This is a genomic window from Pseudomonas alloputida (genome assembly GCF_021283545.2).
Classification (GTDB): Bacteria; Pseudomonadota; Gammaproteobacteria; order Pseudomonadales; family Pseudomonadaceae; genus Aquipseudomonas; species Aquipseudomonas alloputida.
In genome coordinates, this window is record NZ_CP128540.1 from 856,663 (window position 1) to 877,682 (window position 21,020).

At 59.5% G+C, this 21,020-nt stretch carries 20 protein-coding genes, 1 tRNA gene and 1 pseudogene; 8 read left to right on the top strand and 14 right to left on the bottom strand.

Going from position 1 to position 21,020, the window contains the following annotated elements; all coding sequences use genetic code 11:
- Positions 1-19: 19 nt before the first annotated feature.
- From pth to LU682_RS03925, 7 genes are all read right to left on the bottom strand, one after another.
- The gene (gene pth / locus LU682_RS03895) at positions 20-604 is read right to left on the bottom strand and encodes an aminoacyl-tRNA hydrolase (RefSeq protein ID WP_003247413.1); all 585 of its coding nucleotides are present in this window, start codon (positions 602-604) and stop codon (positions 20-22) included.
- A gap of 79 nt (positions 605-683) precedes the next feature.
- Entirely contained in the window at positions 684-1,277 is a 594-nt protein-coding gene (locus tag LU682_RS03900; RefSeq protein WP_049586382.1) for a 50S ribosomal protein L25/general stress protein Ctc, read from the bottom strand.
- 118 nt (positions 1,278-1,395) lie between these two features.
- Positions 1,396-2,337, bottom strand: a complete 942-nt coding sequence (locus tag LU682_RS03905; protein ID WP_003247410.1) for a ribose-phosphate pyrophosphokinase — start codon at positions 2,335-2,337, stop codon at positions 1,396-1,398.
- Positions 2,338-2,385: 48 nt separating this feature from the next.
- Positions 2,386-2,460, bottom strand: a tRNA-Gln gene (locus LU682_RS03910).
- Positions 2,461-2,480: 20 nt separating this feature from the next.
- Positions 2,481-3,341, bottom strand: a complete 861-nt coding sequence (ispE, locus tag LU682_RS03915) for a 4-(cytidine 5'-diphospho)-2-C-methyl-D-erythritol kinase (RefSeq protein ID WP_010951968.1) — start codon at positions 3,339-3,341, stop codon at positions 2,481-2,483.
- 4 nt (positions 3,342-3,345) lie between these two features.
- Positions 3,346-3,963: a lipoprotein insertase outer membrane protein LolB gene (gene lolB / locus LU682_RS03920; RefSeq protein ID WP_010951969.1), complete on the bottom strand. Its 618-nt coding sequence runs from the start codon at positions 3,961-3,963 to the stop codon at positions 3,346-3,348.
- A 4-nt stretch (positions 3,964-3,967) separates the two neighbouring features.
- Complete coding sequence (locus LU682_RS03925) at positions 3,968-5,689, bottom strand: tetratricopeptide repeat protein (RefSeq protein WP_010951970.1); 1,722 nt, start codon at positions 5,687-5,689, stop codon at positions 3,968-3,970.
- A 330-nt stretch (positions 5,690-6,019) separates the two neighbouring features.
- Here LU682_RS03925 and tnpA point away from each other — a divergent pair, with 330 nt between their 5' ends.
- The 3 genes from tnpA (at position 6,020) to tnpC (ending at position 8,271) form a co-directional block, all read left to right on the top strand.
- Positions 6,020-6,340 (top strand): IS66-like element accessory protein TnpA, encoded by a 321-nt coding sequence (gene tnpA / locus LU682_RS03930; RefSeq protein WP_014754842.1) that lies wholly within the window; start codon positions 6,020-6,022, stop codon positions 6,338-6,340.
- On the top strand, positions 6,337-6,672 hold the full coding sequence (gene tnpB, locus LU682_RS03935) for an IS66 family insertion sequence element accessory protein TnpB (protein WP_014754843.1): 336 nt from the start codon (positions 6,337-6,339) through the stop codon (positions 6,670-6,672). The genes tnpA and tnpB overlap by 4 nt, the downstream gene beginning before the upstream one ends.
- A gap of 63 nt (positions 6,673-6,735) precedes the next feature.
- Positions 6,736-8,271 (top strand): IS66 family transposase, encoded by a 1,536-nt coding sequence (gene tnpC, locus LU682_RS03940; RefSeq protein WP_014754844.1) that lies wholly within the window; start codon positions 6,736-6,738, stop codon positions 8,269-8,271.
- Between the two features lie 64 nt (positions 8,272-8,335).
- On the opposite strand, the pseudogene LU682_RS03945 reads toward tnpC, so the two are convergent.
- The 7 genes and pseudogenes from LU682_RS03945 to LU682_RS03975 all read right to left on the bottom strand — a co-directional run.
- Positions 8,336-8,467 (bottom strand): annotated as a pseudogene (locus LU682_RS03945) (IS5/IS1182 family transposase); the annotation flags it as partial.
- A gap of 81 nt (positions 8,468-8,548) precedes the next feature.
- Entirely contained in the window at positions 8,549-9,274 is a 726-nt protein-coding gene (locus LU682_RS03950; RefSeq protein ID WP_010951971.1) for a phosphocholine cytidylyltransferase family protein, read from the bottom strand.
- The gene (locus LU682_RS03955) at positions 9,271-9,873 is read right to left on the bottom strand and encodes a type 1 glutamine amidotransferase (protein ID WP_010951972.1); all 603 of its coding nucleotides are present in this window, start codon (positions 9,871-9,873) and stop codon (positions 9,271-9,273) included. Before LU682_RS03955 ends, LU682_RS03950 begins: the two co-directional genes overlap by 4 nt.
- Entirely contained in the window at positions 9,870-11,039 is a 1,170-nt protein-coding gene (locus LU682_RS03960) for a PEP-utilizing enzyme (protein WP_010951973.1), read from the bottom strand. Before LU682_RS03960 ends, LU682_RS03955 begins: the two co-directional genes overlap by 4 nt.
- Positions 11,040-12,230 (bottom strand): PEP/pyruvate-binding domain-containing protein, encoded by a 1,191-nt coding sequence (locus LU682_RS03965; RefSeq protein ID WP_010951974.1) that lies wholly within the window; start codon positions 12,228-12,230, stop codon positions 11,040-11,042.
- A gap of 59 nt (positions 12,231-12,289) precedes the next feature.
- Positions 12,290-13,600, bottom strand: a complete 1,311-nt coding sequence (locus LU682_RS03970) for an ATP-grasp domain-containing protein (RefSeq protein WP_010951975.1) — start codon at positions 13,598-13,600, stop codon at positions 12,290-12,292.
- 12 nt (positions 13,601-13,612) lie between these two features.
- Complete coding sequence (locus LU682_RS03975) at positions 13,613-15,448, bottom strand: CDP-alcohol phosphatidyltransferase family protein (RefSeq protein ID WP_061405570.1); 1,836 nt, start codon at positions 15,446-15,448, stop codon at positions 13,613-13,615.
- A gap of 804 nt (positions 15,449-16,252) precedes the next feature.
- Between LU682_RS03975 and hemA the strand changes: the two genes are divergently transcribed.
- From hemA to murI, 5 genes are read left to right on the top strand one after another with little or no spacing between them, the layout of a single operon-like run.
- On the top strand, positions 16,253-17,530 hold the full coding sequence (gene hemA, locus LU682_RS03980; protein ID WP_010951977.1) for a glutamyl-tRNA reductase: 1,278 nt from the start codon (positions 16,253-16,255) through the stop codon (positions 17,528-17,530).
- Positions 17,527-18,609 carry a peptide chain release factor 1 gene (gene prfA / locus LU682_RS03985; protein WP_010951978.1) on the top strand — a complete coding sequence of 361 codons (1,083 nt, stop codon included), beginning with the start codon at positions 17,527-17,529 and terminating at the stop codon, positions 18,607-18,609. Before hemA ends, prfA begins: the two co-directional genes overlap by 4 nt.
- Positions 18,609-19,439: a peptide chain release factor N(5)-glutamine methyltransferase gene (gene prmC / locus LU682_RS03990; protein WP_010951979.1), complete on the top strand. Its 831-nt coding sequence runs from the start codon at positions 18,609-18,611 to the stop codon at positions 19,437-19,439. The genes prfA and prmC overlap by 1 nt, the downstream gene beginning before the upstream one ends.
- Positions 19,433-20,188, top strand: a complete 756-nt coding sequence (locus tag LU682_RS03995) for a molybdopterin-synthase adenylyltransferase MoeB (RefSeq protein WP_010951980.1) — start codon at positions 19,433-19,435, stop codon at positions 20,186-20,188. The genes prmC and LU682_RS03995 overlap by 7 nt, the downstream gene beginning before the upstream one ends.
- Entirely contained in the window at positions 20,181-20,978 is a 798-nt protein-coding gene (gene murI / locus LU682_RS04000; RefSeq protein ID WP_010951981.1) for a glutamate racemase, read from the top strand. The genes LU682_RS03995 and murI overlap by 8 nt, the downstream gene beginning before the upstream one ends.
- The last annotated feature ends 42 nt before the right edge of the window (positions 20,979-21,020 follow it).

Here is a 21,020-nt window from a genome sequence, read left to right on the forward strand (position 1 = left end):
TTCCCCTCTCTAAAGGAAATCAGGCCTTCTGGCTGTGCAGCTCGCGCATCGCCTTGGCGAAATCGCCGGCAAGCACGTCCGGCAGCACGCCGAGGGCAAAATCGATGCTGGCGTCGAGCTTCTCCTGCTCGGCGCGCGGCGCGCGGCCCAGGACGAAGTTGGATACCAGTTTGGCGTCACCCGGGTGGCCGATGCCAAGCCGCAGGCGGTGGAAGTCGTTCTGGTTGCCGAGCTGCGCGATGATGTCGCGCAGGCCGTTGTGCCCACCATGGCCGCCGCCGCGCTTGAGCTTGGCAACGCCCGGGGGCAGATCGAGTTCGTCGTGTGCCACCAGTATCGCTTCCGGCTTGATGCGGAAGAAATTGGCCAAGGCCGCTACGGACTGGCCGCTGCGGTTCATGTAGGTGGTGGGGATCAACAAACGAACGTCGTTGCCCTGATGGCTGAATTTAGCCGTCAGGCCGAAATACTTTTTGTCAGCGGTCAGCGAAACACGCTGGGCGCTGGCAAGGCGTTCAACGAAAAGAGCCCCTGCGTTATGCCGGGTCTGTTCGTATTCGGGGCCGGGGTTACCCAGGCCAACGATCAACTGGATGGCGGTCACGTCAGGGGCTCTTCCTTGGAGTTGGTGGGTTACAGTGCGCGCGGCACTGTAACCCGATCAACGCCGGCGTGCGAGTGGATTACTCGGCAGCGCCTTCTGCTTCTGGAGCAACGCGTGGAGCGTGAACGTTGGCAACAGCTTTGTCATCACCGTGGGCCAGAGCGACGAACTCTACGCCTTTCGGAGCTTTCAGGTCCGACAGGTGGATGATGGTGCCGATTTCAGCGTTGGCCAGGTCGACTTCGATGAACTCAGGCAGGTCCTTGGCTTCGCAGGAAACTTCGATCTCGGACTCAACGTGGGAGATCTCGCCGCCTTTCTTGACCGGGGCTTCTTCGTTGATGAAGTGAACCGGAACCTTGGCGGTCAGCTTCTGGCCAGCAACGACGCGAACGAAGTCGGCGTGCATGATGAAGCCTTTGGCCGGGTGGCGCTGCAGGGCCTTGACCACGACGTTTTGCTTGGCACCGTCGACGTTCAGTTCCAGAACGTGGCTGAAGGCAGCCTCGTTTTCGAACAGTTTGGTGATTTCCTTGGCCAGGATGGTCAGGGACTGGGCGTCCTGGTTACCACCGTAGACAACGGCTGGGATGTTCGCGGAGTGACGCAGGCGGCGGCTCGCACCTTTCCCCAGGTCAGTACGCGCTTGGGCGTTCAGAGTGAATTCAGTCATTTTGTTTCTCCAAAGTAGCCCCCCGAGGGCGTTTGCGACCAGCGCCAACGGGGATGGCAAAAAAGCCCCGCCCCAACACAGGTTGGGGCGGGGCGCTTCACATCAACACGTGTCCCGCTTAGCGGAACATCGCGCTGATCGATTCTTCGTTGCTGATGCGGCGTACCGCTTCAGCGACAACCGGTGCGATATCCAGCTGGCGGATACGGTCACAGGCTTGAGCAGCGGCAGACAGCGGAACGGTGTTGGTCACCACCAGCTCGTCCAGTACCGACTTCTCGATGTTCTCGATTGCGCGGCCCGACAGGACAGGGTGCGTGCAATAGGCGTAAACCTTGGCAGCGCCGTGCTCTTTCAGGGCCTTGGCCGCGTGGCACAGGGTGCCGGCGGTGTCGACCATGTCGTCTACCAGGATGCAGGTGCGCCCTTCGACGTCGCCGATGATGTGCATAACCTCGGAGTGGTTAGCCTTTTCGCGGCGTTTGTCGATGATACCCAGATCGACGCCCAGGGACTTGGCGACAGCGCGTGCGCGCACGACACCACCGATGTCCGGGGAGACGATCATCAGGTTCTCGAAACGCTGGTCTTCGATGTCGTCAACCAGTACGGGCGAGCCGTAGATGTTGTCGACGGGGATATCGAAGAAGCCTTGAATCTGGTCAGCGTGCAGGTCGACGGTGAGTACACGGTCGATACCTACGACAGTGAGCATGTCAGCAACGACTTTGGCGCTGATGGCTACACGTGCCGAACGCGGACGGCGGTCCTGGCGGGCATATCCGAAGTAGGGAATCACGGCGGTGATTCGGGATGCTGAGGAGCGGCGGAAGGCGTCGGCCATCACTACCAGTTCCATCAGGTTATCGTTGGTCGGGGCGCAGGTCGGCTGAATAATGAAAACGTCTTTACCGCGAACATTTTCATTGATCTCAGTACTGATCTCGCCGTCGGAGAATTTACCGACAGAGACGTCACCGAGAGGGATATGCAGCTGACGTACGACACGCCGAGCCAGATCGGGGTTAGCGTTCCCCGTAAAGACCATCATCTTGGACACGCGCAGTACCTGAAGGCTGAGGGTATACCTGGATGAGTATAAGGAAAATGGCAGGGGCGGCTGGATTCGAACCAACGCATGGCAGGATCAAAACCTGCTGCCTTACCGCTTGGCGACGCCCCTGTATCTGTTGCTGCGAACGCTCATGCGCTCGACTTCTTGACCAGACTTTGCAGCTTACGATGCAACATCGAAACATTGCTTCCTTTGGCCACAAACCCTGTTTGGGTCGCTGAAAGAAGGGCCAGAACTTTATCAGCTTCGGCTTTGCTTGGGAAGGCCCCAAACACACAACTTCCAGTGCCGGTTAGTCGAGCCTCAGTGAATTTTCCCAGTGAATTCAACGCATTGCGAACTTCTGGGTAATTCTGCTCTACCACCGGTTGGCAGTCATTTCGACTGTTTCCCTCGGGAACGGGGCGCATCTTAAGGGGGAGAGAATCACGTGTCAACTGTGGATGTGAAAAAATTTCTACTGTGCTGACAGACACTTGCGGCACCAGCACGACATACCAGGGTTCGATCGGGTCGACCGGGGTCAGTTGTTCGCCTACGCCTTGCGCGAATGCTGCGTGGCCGCGTACGAACACCGGCACATCGGCGCCCAGGCTCAGGCCCAGTGCGGCCAGGCGGTCTTCGTCCCAGTCCAGTTGCCACAGGTGGGCCAGGGCCAGCAGGGTGGTCGCGGCGTCTGAGCTGCCACCGCCGATACCTCCGCCCATGGGCAGTACCTTGGTCAGCCAGATGTCGGCGCCAAGCGTGGTGCCCGATTGTGCTTGCAGCATGCGCGCGGCCCGTACGATCAGGTTGCTGTCGTGGGGGACGGCCTCGATCTCGGTGTGCAAGCGGATCACGCCATCGTCACGCAGGGCAAAACTCAGTTCGTCGCCATGGTCTAGAAACTGAAACACCGTTTCCAGTTCGTGGTAGCCGTCTGCGCGGCGGCCGATGATGTGCAGCCACAGGTTGAGCTTGGCCGGGGCGGGCAGGGTGAGCTTTTGCATGCGATCAATGCCCCAGCTGGCGCGGCTGCCAGTCCTTGACCACCAGGGTCACGTCCAGGTCCTTGCCGTGCAGCTTCAGGCGCTCGGGCAACCAGTAGCCGTTCTGTTCGGTGTAGCTCAGGTACTGCACCTGCCAGCCATCCTGGTCGAGGCTGGCCAGGCGGCTGTCGCCATCGAGGGTCAGCTTGCTCTTGCTGTCGGGGGCGGGCAGGCCGCGCACCCACCAGACCAGATGCGAAACCGGCAGCTGCCAGCCCAGTTGTTCTTCCAGCAGGGCTTCCGGGCTGGTGGCTTCGTAGCGGCCCTGGTTGGCCACTTCCAGCACCACGCCACCCGGGCGGCCGGTAAGGCGCGCGGCGCCACGGCCCAGCGGGCCGGCCAGGCGAATGTCGTAATAATCCTGGCGTTGCAGCCAGAACAGCGTACCGCTGCCGGAATCGCGCGGGGCGCGGATGCCGACCTTGCCGTTGATCTGCCAGCCATCGAGGCTGCTCAGCTGCGCTTTGTGGGCGCGCCACTGTTGCGGGTCGCCGTGGCCCTGCAGGGCCTCACGGCTACCGAAGCCGGCGCAGCCGGCCAGCAGGGCGATCAAGGTAAAGGTGATGCAATGGCGCAGGAACATGGCGTTAAAGAGTCTCGGATCCGGTCAGGCGCAAGAGGGTCTTGCGCAGGATAGGGCTGTCGGCCTGGGCTTCGAAGCCCTTGGCCCATACCTGGCGGGCTTCGCGGCGCTTGCCGTTGGCCCACAGCACTTCGCCCAGGTGGGCGGCCACTTCGTGGTCGGGGAAGTTGGCAAAGGCCTGGCGCAGGTAGGTTTCAGCTGCGTCGAGGTTGCCCAGGCGATAGTTGACCCAACCCAGGCTGTCGAGCACTGCCGGGTCATCGGGGGTCAGCTGGTGGGCTTTGTCGATCAGCGCCTTGGCTTCGGTATAGCGGGTGGTGCGGTCGGCCAGTGTGTAGCCAAGGGCGTTCAGGGCCATGGCGTTTTCTGGCTCGCGGGTGATGATGGCGCGCAGGTCTTTTTCCATCTGCGTCAAATCGTTGCGCTTCTCGGCCAGCATGGCGCGGGTGTAAAGCAGGTTGAGGTCGTCCGGGTAGCGCTGGATGGCTTGTTGCAGCACCTGGTTGGCCTGGGCGTCCTTGTTGTTGTTGCTGTAGCTTTCCGATTCGATCAGGAATAGCTGGATGGCGTAGTCTGGCTGGGCTTCGCGCGCGTCGGCGAGCAGGCGCGAGGCCTCGGTGCCGCGGCCGTTGGCGATCAGGATGTCGGCCTGGCGCAGTTGTGCCGGCAGGTAGTCTGGGCCCGGGCCGACCAGGGCGTATTCACGCAGAGCGCCAGCAGGGTCGTGGCGCTCCTCGTGGATGCGGCCCAGGTTCAGGTGCGCGGCGTCAACGTAGCTGTCGCGCTCGACCAGCTCCTGCAAGTAGCCTTCGGCTTCATCCCAGTCTTTGTTCTCCAGGCACACCAGCGCCAGCGAGTAGCGCAATTCGTCATCATCGGGGTATTGCTGGACCAGGCTGATGAACTCGCCTTTGGCATCGGCGATACGGTCCTGTTCGACCAGGGTGCGAGCGTAAGTCAGGCGCAGGCGTTTGTCGTCCGGGTTGTCGCGAATCGCCCCGCGCAGCAGTGGCAGGGCCTCCGGACCTCGGTCCAGGGCCTGCAGCAGACGGGCGCGCAGCAGGATCGGGGCGACTTCGCCGTTTTGTGCCGGGTGCGACTCGAGCAGTTCCAGGGCTTCTTCGGTCTTGCCGTCCTGGTTCAGCAGCAGGGCCTTGCCGAATATCAGCTGGCCGTTGTCGGGGTATTTCACCAGCAGGCGTTCGAAACTGTGTAGCAGGCCGTCGCGGGTGCTCTGGTCGGTTTCGGCTGCGGACAGGGCGAGGAAGTCGAAGTGGGTGTCGCCCTGGCCCTGCAGTACCTTTTCCATGTAGGTCATGGACTCGTCATAGCGACCGGCGCGGGCCAGCTGGATGGCCGCGGCGCGCTGGGCGTCGAGGTTCTGCGGGTCGTTGCGCGCCCAGACCAGTGCATTCTCCAGTGACGGCTCGTCGGCGCCGAGATACTCGGCAATGCGGTAGGCGCGCTCGGAAACTGCGGGGTCCTGGGTTTTTGCCGCCTGATCGGTGTAGTTGGCCAGGGCGATGTCGAAACGGTTGCGCTGGCCGGCCAGCTCTGCCACCAACAGGCTATAGAGTGTGTCCTGCTTGAACGAGCCATACACCACGGGCTTTTCCGCCTCGCCCTTGCCAGCTTCGGCGACGGGAGGCTCGGCCTTTTGCGGGGCCAGGCTTTGGCAGCCCTGTAGCAGGGCGAAGGCAAGCAGCAATGCGTATGGTTTGTTCATAGAAAGGCTTATAGGAGGACTCACCGGCGGTCGGAGCATGATGACACAAGCGCGGAGGCAAACCCACCTGCGAAGGTCGTGGTTTACAGGCTGGGTGGTGCTGAGTAGGACAGCGGGGTAGGGGAGAGGTTCGAGGGGGCTTCTGACGCAATGACCCAGCCCCTGCCTTTATATTTTACGTCCCTGGAAGTAGGAAATGGGAGAGCACAAGCGCCATGAGAAGCGTAATGGTAAGCGTCCGGCGAACTCACCTTCCGAACTCCAGCATTAAGGGCGATGGTGTCCGCGTATTTTTAAGCGGACGCGATCACCCTTATCGCCAGGATTTCCATGCGCCAACGAAGCTCTTATCCGAAACCATTCAAAGCCCAAGTCGTTCAGGAATGCCTGCAACCTGGCGCGACGGTGTCCAGTGTTGCCATCAGCCACGGCATCAATGCCAACGTCATCCGCAAATGGCTGCCGCTCTATCGAGATCAGCCTGCAGCAGCTTCACTACCGGCTTTCGTCCCGCTAAAAGCCCCACCTAAACGGCCAGTCGAGGCGTCAGTGATCATCGAGTTGCCCATGGCCGGGCAAGTGATCACGGTGAAATGGCCAACCTCAGATCCTGAGGGCTGCGCGCAATTTATCCGGGCTGTCTCTCAATGATCCGCATCGATGCGATCTGGCTGGCCACCGAGCCGATGGACATGCGCGCCGGTACCGAAACCGCTTTAGCCCGAGTAATCGCGGTGTTTGGTGCGGCGAAGCCGCACTGCGCTTATCTGTTCGCCAATCGCCGGGCCAACCGGATGAAAGTGCTGGTGCACGACGGCGTGGGCGTCTGGCTTGCCGCACGGCGACTGAACCAAGGCAAGTTCCACTGGCCCGGCATTCGCCATGGCTGCGAGGTCGAGCTCGACAACGAACAACTCCAGGCGTTGGTACTGGGCTTGCCGTGGCAGCGCGTTGGCGCCGGCGGTGTGATCAGCATGCTGTAAACGCCGGCCATTTGGCCGGTCTACTTGTCGTCGTCCCGCGCCTGCTCTGGCACAATCGGCGGCATGACTTTCTCGCCCAACCTCGACCAGATGACCCCGGAACAGCTTCGTGCCTTGGCGGCACAGGCGTTGCAGTTGCAATCACAGGTCGAGGCGATGAGCAGGAAGATCCAAAACGATGAAATCCTCATCGAACAGTTCAAGTTCGAAATCGCCCTGCTCAAACGGCACAAGTTTGCCAAGCGCAGCGAGCAAATCAGCCCGGCTCAAAGCAGCTTGCTGGATGACCTGCTCGACACAGACCTTGAAGCTATCGAGGCCGAGCTAAAACAGCTCCTCCCAGCTGCGCCACAGTCCGAACCACGGCAATCCCCGAAACGTGCGCCCTTGCCGCCGCAGTTTCCACGCACCGTCATTCGCCATGAACCCGAAAACACTCAGTGCGCCTGTGGTTGCCAGCTCCAACGCATCGGCGAAGACGTCAGCGAAAAGCTGGATTACACGCCGGGCGTGTTTACCGTCGAGCAACATGTGCGGGGCAAATGGGCCTGCCGTCAGTGTGAAACACTGATCCAGGCGCCGGTGCCGGCGCAGGTTATCGATAAAGGTATCCCGACCTCAGGTTTGTTGGCCCACGTGATGGTGGCCAAGTTTGCCGATCACTTGCCGCTGTATCGGCAGGAGAAGATTTTTGGCCGCGCCGGGCTGGCAATTGCTCGCTCGACCCTGGCGCAGTGGGTTGGACAAACCGGTGTGCGACTTCAGCCGTTGGTCGATGCACTGCGTGAAGCGGTGCTGAACCAGGGTGTGATCCACGCCGACGAAACACCGGTGCAAATGCTTGCGCCAGGCGAGAAGAAAACCCACCGGGCTTATGTCTGGGCCTACAGCACCACGCCGTTTTCGGCGCTCAAGGCGGTGGTTTACGACTTCAGCCCAAGCCGTGCTGGCGAACATGCGCGCAACTTCCTGGGTGACTGGAACGGCAAGCTGGTCTGCGACGACTTCGCTGGCTACAAAGCCGGGTTTGAACAAGGCATCACTGAAATCGGTTGCATGGCCCACGCCCGTCGCAAGTTTTTCGATCTGCATGTGGCGAACAAAAGCCAATTGGCCGAACAGGCGCTGCACTCGATCAGCGGCCTGTACGAGGTCGAACGCCAGGCGCGAGACATGAGTGATGAAGATCGTTGGCGAATACGTCAGGAACTAGCGGTACCGATCAGCAAAACACTGCATGAGTGGATGTTGGCCCAGCGTGACCTGGTGCCCAACGGATCAGCCACGGCCAAAGCCCTCGATTACAGCCTGAAACGCTGGGTAGCGCTGACGCGCTACCTGGACGATGGGGCTGTGCCCATCGACAACAACCAGGTCGAGAACCAGATACGGCCATGGGCACTCGGGCGCTCGAACTGGTTGTTTGCCGGGTCGTTGCGCAGCGGCAAACGCGCGGCGGCGATCATGAGCTTGATCCAGTCGGCACGCATGAATGGGCATGATCCGTATGCCTATCTCAAGGATGTGCTGACGCGGCTGCCGACCCAACGGGCCAGTGAGATCGGGCAGTTGCTGCCGCATCAGTGGGTACCGGCCTGACTTACGCAAGGTGAGTTGGGCGGACGCTTACGCGTAATGTGCGGAGTTAGGGGCTGTTCCCGTTTCACATGTATAGCCAAAGAAAGGCGCAGGCCATGGCCACTGCGCTTTCATAATTCCGCTTGAGCTTGTCGAAGCGCGATGCGGCCGCCCGCTAGTGCTTCAACCGGGCGAAGGCGTTTTCAACCAGGTGCAGCCTGAAAAACCTTGAGCCATTTACCCGCCGCGATCCTCGAATCTACCGTCAGGGTTAGTCGCACCGACAATTTTGTCGAGATCACCGGTCAGGATAGATCCGCTCGTATAGTGCCACGTCGCTGGGGCAGTCAATTTCTCCCCAGGGAGCGTGCGTCGCCACGCCGGCGACTGGAAAACCTTCGCTGACGAGTGTCCCTAAAAGCGATGTCATGTCAGTTTGGTCGCGTGCCTGAGGCGTGAGCCCTTGCAATTGCTTTTTCAACGCCTGCCAACCCGCTGGCGTGACTTTGAACAAGCCCATGTACTGGCCCTGAATGACTTCAAGACTGGTAGCGGTCTGTCCAATAGCGCTCACCCATCCATCGACTAAGCGGAAGTTCTCCAGATCTGGTAGCGGATCGTTGAAGCGTTGCTGCCAGAGACGCACTGCAGCGGGATCGTAGCCCAGGACAATATCGGCTGGATGGTTAATTAGCTCGGATACTAGGGTGCTGTCGTAGAAGATGTCACCGTAGCTAACAAGGCAAGGCTCTGCGCTCAACCAATCGCTGGCGCAATTTAGAGAGCTGAAAATACCGGAGCTGTGCCAGCGGTGGTTGTAAAACAAAGTGTCGGCGAATGGTGCAAGCATTTCGCTTCGATAGCCTGCAACGATGCCAACCTCGCTGACATCGCATCGACGGAGCGTTTCAATCGCGCGCTGTAGCAGTGGCACACCGTTAAAGGGTACCAAGGCCTTGGGGCGTTCATCGGTCAGGGCTTGTAAGCGGCTCCCGCGACCAGCAGCAAGAATGACGGCTTTCATGAAAAAGCTCCGAAGGCATGTCGCACGCGTTGAATATCCAATGGATCGGCAGGTAGTTCTCGCTCGGGGTGCCACATGATCCCGGTATGCCGACGGTGGTCGTCATACACAGCCTCGATCACGCCGTCGTCGGCCAGGGCTAGTACGCGGTAGCCGTCGGGCGCCTCGCGAAAGCCGTATTCATGATAGGAATTCACTCGCCGCCGTTGTTCTTGCATGTTGATCATGTGCTCACCTACATGGCCGGCCAAGCGTTCCAAAGTGCCGCCAGCTCGCGTCAACATTACCTGCATGCCGCGGCATACACCGAGCACCGGAAGCCGTAGATTTTCCGCAAGATCAAGCAAGACCCTCTCAGTGACGTCGCGTGTGTCGGCTGTCCCACTCAGGGCCTGGCAACTCCCTCCACCGGTAAGCAGGAGGCCCTGAGGGCGCAATGATTGGACTAACGCCATGCTGACTCTTGGATCGTTTGGAAGGTACAGCGGGGTCAGCCCACATTGGTCTAAGAATTCAACCCAGCGCTGGTCGAGCGCGTCCCGCCATTCCTGGCGTTCGGCGTTGAACTGCCTGAGCATGGTCATCCCAACCAAAATCATGCCAGCACCTGTATACGCCGCTCGGCGCAGTCGAGCAGCAGGCTTGTCGCCGCCAATAGGGTTTTGAATCGAGTATCGCCCACGCCGATAGCTGCGGGAATGGCGAACTCTCGGGCTCGGATCGACATATGCGAGTTCTCGCCTCCGTAGGCGGTGATGAAACCAGCAATGCGGTGGGTAAAAATCCAATCAAAACCCGGATCAGCGTTTTCGATTAAGACAATGCAACCCTCTATGTCCGGTGCCAATTGCCCTGGAAGCACATGGGCCACCCGCGCATGAGTGGCACTTCGAGTGATGAAGTTGGGATTGCACCAGTGCACTCGATGGCCGAATAGATCTTGCGGCTGACAAATGATGCTTGGCGTACGGACTAACTGCGTTTCATACCAGCGGCTGCGGTTGTGGGCAATCGCTTGGTGCAAACGTTTGCGATCAATGTCGGCGTAACCGCGGGTAAAGTCGGTGATTTGCGCAAAGCTGAGTTGGTCGCGGTCAAGACCATGTACCTCACCCCAATCGCATAGTGAGCGCAAAACATCCGAAACAAACGCTGCATAGAGGTATTTGAGCTTCTCGCGCGATGCAATAGCGGCTTGAGCAAATTGGAGGAACTGCTCGGCGGAAACGTTAAGACCGCACTGGTCGAAAGCTTGCTGCATGGCGTTGACCTGGGCCCGAGATACAGTTAGCCCGTTCGTAGATTTTGGGGGGCGTTGTAATGGGCGCTGCCAGTCAAAATAACTCTCCGGAGTCTCGTCGTAGCGCGCCACACGTATATCGTAGGTACCTGGCCGGACATGACCGTGGAGCTTTAGGAAATCGTCCTTATGCAACGTCTGGAAATCGCTGGCCATCTCGCGACCGATACTATTGACCCCTCCGGTCACATGATCGATGAAACCGGCAGATACTACCCCCGCTGTTTCCAGCGATTTAATTATTGCGGTACCTACGAACGCTGCACGGGCAGCGCCAGCGAATACTTCAGCGACCACGTTGGCCGCCGATAGAGCATTCCTCATACGTTGCAAGGACTCGCCCCGAGGTTGCCTCGCCATTAAACTCTGCACCTTGTCAGTAATACTCGGTAGACGTGTCAGGTCGGAGAAGAACGGGCCGCTGGGGGAAATAATGTGCTCGGTCAACTGGCGTAGCTCGTTCAACTAGCATTCGTGCTGCCTGGTACTAAGAGTCCGGAGCGCCGGCAGCGCGGCAGCGGCATCGGGGCTAGTAAGCTCTGGCGTGAAGCAAGTAGGAATGATCGCGAACTCGATCTTGTCATGCAGATGAGGATGCATGGCCAAGTACTCGCCGCACTGTTCGACTACGCGCTCGGCAACATCTTGAGGTACCGAGGCCGGGATGAATGACTCGATGCTGTGGGCAATGCAGATGTAAGGAGAGCCACCCACCTGGTACATCAGCGGTTTGCGCCGCAGATCCCGGTAGCCGTATCGGAATCTGGCAGAGGCCCAATTAAGGTCAGTGATCAGCTCCTTATATAGCGAGTAGGCTAGCGCTCGCGGCTTGATACCGATCATTTCCGCCGGGTTCCAGTCCGGCATAAGGCCAAGGAAGGCGGTCGACGTAGGACGCAGATGGTGTTGCTTGCAGATCAGCTCTTCGAGCTGGGAAACCTCGTGCTCCAAAACTTTGCGTAGTTGGGCGTCGGCAAGTGCGCTGGCATTACGGGGCCCATCTGCGGTCATGGGACGTACTTGGAATAGCAGAGGGCCATCGACAGTGATCGCGAACTCTATGTCCAAGGCATCGCGCCCGGTTAGAACTTGTACCTCTTCGAGCAAAGCAAACAACCCTGGTAATTCCGCAGGCTCGCTTGCCGCTTCGCTGCCAAGGGAGACGAAAGCATGCACAGTCTCGTTGCCGGTAGTGACACCGTCAGTACTGGCACCTGGTACATAGTCAACTACGTAATATGGCAAACCCGTCTCTGGATCACGGGTCATCGCCACTCCGCTGGCCAATACTCCTCTCGCCATCTGCTGCACCAGCACATCATCGCGCTCGCGAGCTAGGCCGTAGGAGGCGATCACCGTCTTGATGGCTTCGCCGAGTGCCTGGCCGCCACACACATCTAGAACTGACGCGTACATTCCTGCACCGGAATGGCCGTCGCGGTCTTCGGCTAGGCAGCTGGATCGTACAATCAGCGGCTCATCGCCAAAGAACGCCTGACAGTGCGCGATCACTGCCTGCCAGTCCTCCCGCCACTGTGCCACGGTGAATCGATGAAGGGGCAACACTTGCCCGGTGCTCAGAAGTGGTGCCAGTTGCTGCAGGGTATCGGCCTTGCCGGAAAAAGCGAACACGGGAGAAGGATTTACTGAGTGCATATGTCTTCCCTAATCAGTCGAATCAGTCCGTTGCAGGGGGCTGTCAGTTCATGTCAGGTTTAAGCCAATTCGGCGCCGGTATAAGTCGCGAGTTCAAGGCCGTAAAGTGAGGACAGCTCGCGTAGGAAGCGATTGCCCTTTTTCGCCGCAGAGTGGGGGCAGTCGTCCTCAACGATGACGTGGCCAATTGTGCCGATGTTGCCGCTATAGACGTTTACCGCCTGGCCAGGCGCAACGTGGGCGGTGCAAAACCGGATGGCGTACTTGTCCAGTAATGGCTGTAGGGTGTCGGGGTCGTAGTCGTGGGCGATATGACCGCCATTGCGGGAGGCGACAGTTACGACGCTACCTGCGCGCTGAAGCACTGAGTCGTCAATTAGAATGGGCTCGCCCAGATGCAGACGGACTAGCAGTTCGAACGGGTCGATGCCGGTCAGCATCCGGTACATCTGCGGCGCTACGCTACCCATCATGCGTGCGTTGATCTCCACTAGACAGGGCCCTTTGGCATCGCGCAACAGTTCAACATGATAAAGGCCAACATCCAGCCCCAGAGCGCTGAACACTGCCTGCACATATGCTTTGATCTCGTCGCGCTGTGCTGCGTCAAGGCCTGACGGCATGGTCGCGGTCATTTCTAATATTTCGCTATGGTCGGCGCGGAAACGGATGGTGGTCGCAAAGCAGGAGACCTTGGTGTCCTGGACGATGACTTCCGCTGAATGCAATGTACCGTCGATGTATTGCTCGACCAGATAGTCGCGGCTTACCAAGTGGTCGATCATAGGATCAGCACCCTTGCGACTCTGGCGCAGCTCGGCGAGAAAGGCGTCAAAGTCGGTCTGGCTATGGCATATGGCGGAAAACTGCTTGGCGAACCCTCGGGTCGGCTTGACAACGAATGGCAGCGACAAACTCGGAACGACCCCATTGATCAGTTGCTCCTCGCTTAGTACTTCAAAATCAGGAGAGCGTAGTCCGTGTGCCCGCAGCGTTTCGCGCAGTCGACTCTTGTATACCGCCCCGCACAGAGCTTCGTACCTCGGGTAGAGGGTGCCGATGCGCTGGGCCTCCCGCGCCACCGGTACTATGGCTGCTTCAGAGGTAGAGATCAGGGCGTCAATAGGGCGCTCTGCGTGCAGGTTGGCCAACAACCGGCTGAATTCGCCGCCTTCCAGATTATCGATACGCAAATAAGCATCCACATATCGCAGGTAAGGCTCGAGACGGGAGGTGTCGTCCTTGATCGAGATCGTCAGGAACGAGGCGTCGCGCTGATGAATGAAGGTGACGTGGCAGCCAAGCCGTTTGGCTGCCTCAAAAGCCAGCAGGCCGCTTACGGTGCTGTCGACGAAAACCACGTGTTTCATTGGAACCTCGGATTACCAGGGATGAAAGTAAATAGTGCTGAGCCCGAACAGCATTGCGAAGCAAGCGACCGTCGAAGGTGCGCCATACTTGGGAATTCTCAAGCTGGTGACCTGGAGGATGCCGACCAGGGCCATTAGGCCGACGATCACACCGGCACCGTAATGCCCGGCCGATAACCCCATCAGCGCCAGCGCAAAGACAAATCCTGAATATGTGGTGGGTAGCCCCTGATATCCCCCGCCAGCCGATGTGCCGGGCATGCCAAACAGCGATAGCCGCAAAATGGCCGTGAAAACCAGAGTTACTGCGGCCAGCGTGGCCGAAAGAGACTGGTCGAGGATTAGGATGACAAGGGCTGGCGTGATGCTGAAATTGAGCAAGTCGGCAAAACTGTCTAGATGCTTGCCGAAGGCCCGTTGCGCGCTGTTCGCAGCCAGGTAGCGCCGGGCTATGTGGCCGTCAAGGAAATCGAGCATCGCGGCCAGGCAAATCATCGTCGCCGCCAGAACAAACCGTCTTTGCAACGCAAAATAAACAGTACCGAAGGCCAGGCCGATATTGAACATTGTTAATATGTTCGCCAAATCCAAAAGACGGACGAACGGAAACACACGCGCCAATGTGGGCATATTGTTCTCCTTGAAGAAATTATTTAGACAGGTTGTTTTCCCTTGATCGCGAACTGTCGTTCGCAGGGCGTTGGATGCGACGAAATAGAAAGCAACGAAGATAATGCTCGTGCTGAACAGGCCAACATACTTAACCAGTATTGAGCCGGCGAAGATGGTGATTATCATGCCTAAGTAGACCCCCGCATACTGGACAGATGCCATCAACGGCATGGCGCTGGTAGGTGTGCTCCTGACAAGATCGGCTTGCAATTTGAAAAATGCCAGTTCGAAAAAGAATATGTAGAGAAAATACGCGATGTAACTGGACTGAATATCATGGCCGAACGCTGCGAGCATCATGAACAGGCCGCTGACTACAGCCATCGGCATAGGTAGCGGTTGCACATTACACTTGCCCAAACGATAGAACAGTACTGCGCCCACCAAAGCTGCCACACTATTGACGGCCTGCAACAAACCGACATACACCTCTCCCAAGCCCAGCACATAGGCCGGTAACAGCACCCTGGACACATTGAAGAAGCCCTGAAAAAGGCTGACGAAGACGATGAACTGATAGAGGCTGAGGCGTAACGCGGGATACTCATGCAAAAGCGAACCAAGGGCAGTCAATAGTCTTGGTGCGACCTGCACGGTGATCGGAGGCTTTGTTGGCGCAGGTAGTAGATAGGCCGCCAAAGCCGCGATGGAAAAAAGACTGACAGTAATGAGCAGGGCTAACCCAGGCGTCATGTTGGCTTTGAACAGTAGCAGACTGATGCCTGCCAGGCCGCCGGCAATGAATTGTGCGGTGAGTGTCAGAGGCACTGAGCTGGCGATTTGCGCACCCGGGAAATAACACTTGATGGCAACAATACGCCCTACCCGTTGCAGCGCATCCAGGGTGCCAATGACTACCGCGCCTAACACGACGACTTCCACATGATGTGGCAGGATTTTGTAGGTGGCCGCCGCGCAGCCCAGCGACAGCAAGTTGGCACTCCACAGCAAGGTGCGAGGTGCTAGATAGTCAGCCAGTCGGTAGATTGGAGCGACAAGAATTACCGGTAGAACCATTGGTGCAAACAGCACCACTTGGGAAAGTATTAGACTAGCAGTATGAGCATAAATATAGTAGGAAAAATAAATATAGCTCAGCGTAGAGGCCGAAATAGCACACAAGTTAACGCCCCAAAGAAGCACTGAGTGCCTACGAGATACTGCAAATTCTTCCATTGCTCGCGCCTATTATATAGCTTCCTGCCATGCACGAAGCATACCCTGCATTGGAAATCGTTTTTAAGATAAGCTTAACAAAACTGAAATATAAAAATGCTTCTTGTTGGTGTGTCACCAAGTAAGTGTGCATCATTCCAGTTCATCATTACCGCTGCTAAACCTCATCAATAAAACTTCTAAACATCGGCAAAATTAATAGCTGGAAACCGACTGACTGATAGCTCGATGCAATCCAACTCGTATCGCTGTCTCAGTGAGGAATATCGATGTAGCGGTGAAGACTAGGTCCGGAAGGAGGGTAGGGCAACAGTTGGGCATGTATTTGGGAAATGGACTACAAGACTGTGGATAAATCTTTTGGAAATATGTCAAAAGTCTTCTCGACCCGGTCGGCGTAGTTGGCTAGGGCGATGTCGAGCCGATGGCTCTGGCTTTTGCTCTTACTGTCGCTTCTAAGCGCGCGGTTGATCAGGCGCTGCAGATTGCGACTTCAGGAGGCCGAGCGTAGGGCTTGCTCCCGGGAGGACCGCGCTGCAGGCCCCATCCTCGGGCACAGCGCTTGACGGGCATCCATGCCCGTCACCTCCCTGCGCAAGGCCTGCGTTCGGCCTCCTGAAGTCGCGAAGATCAAGATCAGGATCAAAAGCCAGATCAAAAGCCGGCAAGACCTGAAAACACCGCTAGGGCAGGCTACGAAAAGGCGATAGCCGCTGCGCTATCAGCACAATAGCGAACGGTGGTTGTCCAAAAACCTGCGAAAGAGGACAATTATCGGCTTCCCGTCACAACCAGCGACCTTGCATGGCCTTTCTTGCACTTGGTATCAACCATAAGACTGCCTCGGTAGACGTACGCGAGCGCGTGGCGTTTACCCCAGAGCAGCTGGTAGACGCCCTGCAGCAGCTCTGCCGACTGACGTCCAGCCGCGAGGCGGCGATCCTGTCGACCTGCAACCGCAGTGAGCTCTATATAGAGCAGGACCACCTGTCCGCCGACGCCGTGCTGCAGTGGCTGGCCGACTATCACCGCCTCAGCATCGACGAGCTGCGCGCCAGCGCCTACGTGCATGAAGAGCACGACGCCGTGAAGCACATGATGCGTGTGGCTTCGGGCCTGGACTCGCTGGTTCTGGGCGAGCCTCAGATCCTGGGCCAGATGAAGTCCGCCTACGCCGTGGCCCGCGAAGCCGGTACCGTCGGGCCGTTGCTCGGGCGCCTGTTCCAGGCCACCTTCAGCGCCGCCAAGCAGGTGCGTACCGATACGGCCATCGGTGAAAACCCGGTTTCGGTTGCGTTCGCCGCGGTCAGCCTGGCCAAGCAGATTTTCGCCGACCTGGGCCGCAGCCAGGCCCTGCTGATCGGTGCCGGCGAAACCATCACCCTGGTCGCCCGCCACCTGCACGAGCAGGGCGTACGCCGTATCGTGGTGGCCAACCGCACCCTGGAGCGCGCCAGCATCCTGGCCGAGCAGTTCGGCGCGCATGCCGTGCTGCTGGCAGACATCCCCCAGGAACTGGCCAACAGTGACATCGTGATCAGTTCCACCGCCAGCCAGTTGCCGATTCTGGGCAAGGGCGCGGTCGAGAGCGCACTGAAACAGCGCCGACACAAGCCCATCTTCATGGTCGACATCGCTGTACCTCGCGATATCGAAACCGAAGTCGGCGAGCTGGATGATGTCTACCTGTACACCGTCGACGACCTGCACGATGTAGTGGCGGAAAACCTCAAGAGCCGCCAGGGCGCGGCCCAGGCGGCCGAAGAGCTGGTATCCGTGGGCGCCGAAGACTTCATGCTGCGCCTGCGCGAACTGGCTGCAGTGGACGTGCTCAGGGCCTATCGCCAGCAAAGTGAGCGCCTTCGCGACGAAGAACTGCAAAAGGCCTTGCGCCTGCTGGCCAATGGCGGCAACCCCGAAGACGTGCTGGCCCAGCTGGCCCGGGGCCTGACCAACAAACTCCTGCATGCGCCCAGCGTGCAGCTGAAAAAGCTCTCGGCCGAGGGTCGCCTCGATGCGCTGGCCATGGCCCAGGAACTCTTTGCCCTCAACGAGGGCTCCACGGACAAATCCCCGCAATGAAAGCGTCGCTGCTGAACAAACTGGAAATCCTCCAGGACCGTTTTGAAGAACTCACCGCCCTGCTCGGTGACGCCGAGGTTATTTCCGACCAGACGCGTTTTCGCGCCTACTCCCGCGAGTATGCCGAGGTAGAGCCGGTCTACGCTGCTTATAAAGAGTGGCGTAAAGTCCAGGACGACCTCGAAGGCGCCCAGGCGCTGCTCAAGGACAGTGACCCGGACCTGCGTGAAATGGCCGTGGAAGAGGTGCGTGAAGCCAAGGAGCAACTGTTGACCCTGGAGGCGCAGCTGCAACGCATGCTGCTGCCCAAAGACCCCAACGACGGTCGCAACGTGTTTCTCGAAATCCGCGCCGGTACGGGTGGCGACGAGGCAGCCATCTTCTCTGGTGACCTGTTCCGCATGTATTCGCGCTACGCCGAAAAGCGCGGCTGGCGCCTGGAGATCTTGTCCGAGAACGAAGGCGAGCACGGCGGTTACAAGGAAATCATTGCCCGCGTCGAGGGCGAGAATGTCTACGGCAAGCTCAAGTTCGAATCCGGTGCACACCGGGTTCAGCGTGTGCCCGAGACCGAGTCCCAAGGCCGTGTCCACACTTCCGCGTGCACGGTGGCGGTGCTCCCCGAGCCGGACGAGCAGGCCGCCATCGAAATCAACCCGGCCGACTTGCGCGTGGATACCTACCGTGCCTCCGGTGCCGGCGGCCAGCACGTCAACAAGACCGATTCGGCGATCCGTATCACTCACTTGCCCACCGGTATCGTGGTCGAATGCCAGGAGGAGCGCTCGCAGCACAAGAACCGTGCTCGCGCCATGTCCTGGCTGTCGGCCAAGCTGAACGACATGCAGACCAGTGCCGCGCAGAACGCCCTTGCCAGTGAGCGCAAGCTGCTGGTGGGTTCCGGTGACCGCTCCGAGCGCATCCGCACCTACAATTATCCACAGGGGCGGGTGACCGATCACCGCATCAACCTGACCCTGTATTCGTTGGACGACATCCTCAGCGGTGGCGTAGACGCGGTGATCGAACCGCTGCTGGCCGAATACCAGGCCGATCAACTGGCCGCCTTGGGGGACTGATGACTGTCATCGCCAGCCTGTTGCGCAACGCGCAGTTGCCTGAATCGCCCACTGAGCGCCTGGATGCCGAACTGCTGCTGGCTGCGGCCATCGGTAAATCGCGCAGCTACCTGCATACCTGGCCCGAGCGTATTGTCAGCAGCGAAGATGCCGAGACCTATGCCGGCTACCTGAAGCGCCGCCGTGGCGGCGAGCCAGTGGCCTATATCCTTGGGCTGCAGGGCTTCTGGAAGATCGACCTGGAGGTCGCGCCGCATACCCTGATCCCGCGGCCGGATACCGAGCTGCTGGTCGAGACGGCGCTTGAACTGCAACCCGCTTCGCCCGCCAAGGTTCTCGACCTGGGTACCGGTACGGGTGCCATCGCTCTGGCGCTGGCCAGCGAGCGCCCGGCCTGGCAGGTGACAGCGGTTGACCGGGTAGAGGAGGCTGCTGCCCTCGCCGAGCGCAACCGCCAGCGGTTGGGCCTGGCCAACGCTCGGGTACGGCTGAGCCACTGGTTCGACAGCCTGGCCGCGGAGCGTTTCGACCTCATTGTCAGCAACCCGCCCTACATCGCCGCTGAAGACCCGCACCTGGTGGCCGGCGACGTGCGCTTCGAACCCAGCAGTGCCCTGGTGGCCGGTGCCGATGGCCTGGACGACCTTCGCGTGATCGCCGCCCAGGCCCCCGCGCACTTGTTGCCAGGTGGTTGGCTGCTGCTGGAACATGGCTACGATCAGGCGGCAGCGGTACGTGCTCTGCTGGCTGAACATGGCTTTATCGAGGTGGCCAGCCGCACGGACCTGGGCGGCCATGAACGCATTACCCTGGGGCGACTGTCATGCTGAGTGATCAGGAACTGCTGCGTTACAGCCGCCAGGTGCTGCTGTCCCAGATCGACATCGATGGCCAGCTGCGGCTCAAGCAGAGCAAAGCGCTGATCATCGGGCTGGGTGGCCTGGGCTCGCCAGTCGCCCTGTACCTGGCCGCCGCTGGCGTGGGTGAGCTGCACCTGGCCGACTTCGACACCGTCGACCTGACCAACCTGCAACGCCAGGTCATCCACGACAGTGCCAGCGTTGGCATGAGCAAGGTCGACTCGGCCTTGCAGCGCTTGCAGGCAATCAACCCGGAAGTCAGCCTGGTTGCTCACCGCCAGGCACTGGACGAGGACTCGCTGGTGGCTGCGGTGGCGGCGGTCGACCTGGTGCTGGACTGCTCCGACAATTTCTCTACCCGCGAGGCGGTCAACGCTGCCTGTGTCGCCGCCGGCAAGCCGCTGGTCAGCGGAGCGGCAATCCGTCTGGAAGGTCAGCTGTCGGTGTTCGACCCGCGGCGTGACTACAGTCCGTGCTATCACTGCCTGTACGGGCATGGTAGCGAAGCTGAACTGACCTGCAGCGAAGCAGGCGTCATTGGCCCGCTGGTGGGGCTGGTGGGTAGCCTGCAGGCGCTGGAGGCGATGAAGCTGCTGGCGGGCTTCGGTGAGCCGTTAGTCGGCCGCTTGCTGTTGATCGATGCCCTCGGCACCCGTATCCGCGAGCTTCGTGTCAAGCGCGACCCGGCTTGCACGGTCTGTGGTAAGCGCGATGGCTGAGCGCTCGGCGCCGATCGGCGTCATGGACTCGGGGGTTGGCGGATTGTCGGTGCTGGCCGAGATCCAGCGCCTGCTGCCCAACGAAACGTTGCTGTATGTGGGCGATTGCGGGCATATACCCTACGGTGAGAAGTCGCCGGACTATATCCGCGAGCGCTGCCGACGCATTGCCGGGTTCTTCCATGAACAAGGCGCAAAGGCCATGGTCCTGGCCTGCAACACTGCCACGGTGGCGGCAGTGGCCGACCTGCGTGAGTTGTATCCGACCTGGCCGTTGGTGGGCATGGAACCGGCCGTCAAGCCTGCAGCGGCAGCCACCCGCTCGGGCGTGGTCGGTGTGCTGGCCACCACCGGTACCCTGCAGAGTGCCAAGTTCGCAGCCTTGCTCGATCGCTTCGCAAATGACGTACAGGTTATTACCCAGCCTTGCCCGGGGCTGGTCGAGCTGATCGAAGCCGGTGACCTGGTAAGCCCGGCGGTGCGCCAGCTGCTGCAAGGTTATGTGCAGCCGCTACTGGCTGCAGGTTGCGATACGCTGATCCTCGGCTGCACCCATTACCCTTTCCTTCGCCCATTGCTGGCCGGCATGGTCCCGGATGACGTGGCCATCATCGACACCGGCGCGGCCGTGGCGCGTCAGTTGCAACGGCTGTTGGGTGCCAATGATCTGTTGGCCGAAGGCCCGGCCGGCGCTGCACGCTTCTGGACCAGCGCTGACCCAGAAGCCTTAAGAAAAATCCTACCTGTGCTGTGGCATAAGTCCGACGATGTGCAAAGCTTTGCGTTGTGAAAAAAACGTGAAAAAAGGCTGAACTATCGTTCCACTTCTGCT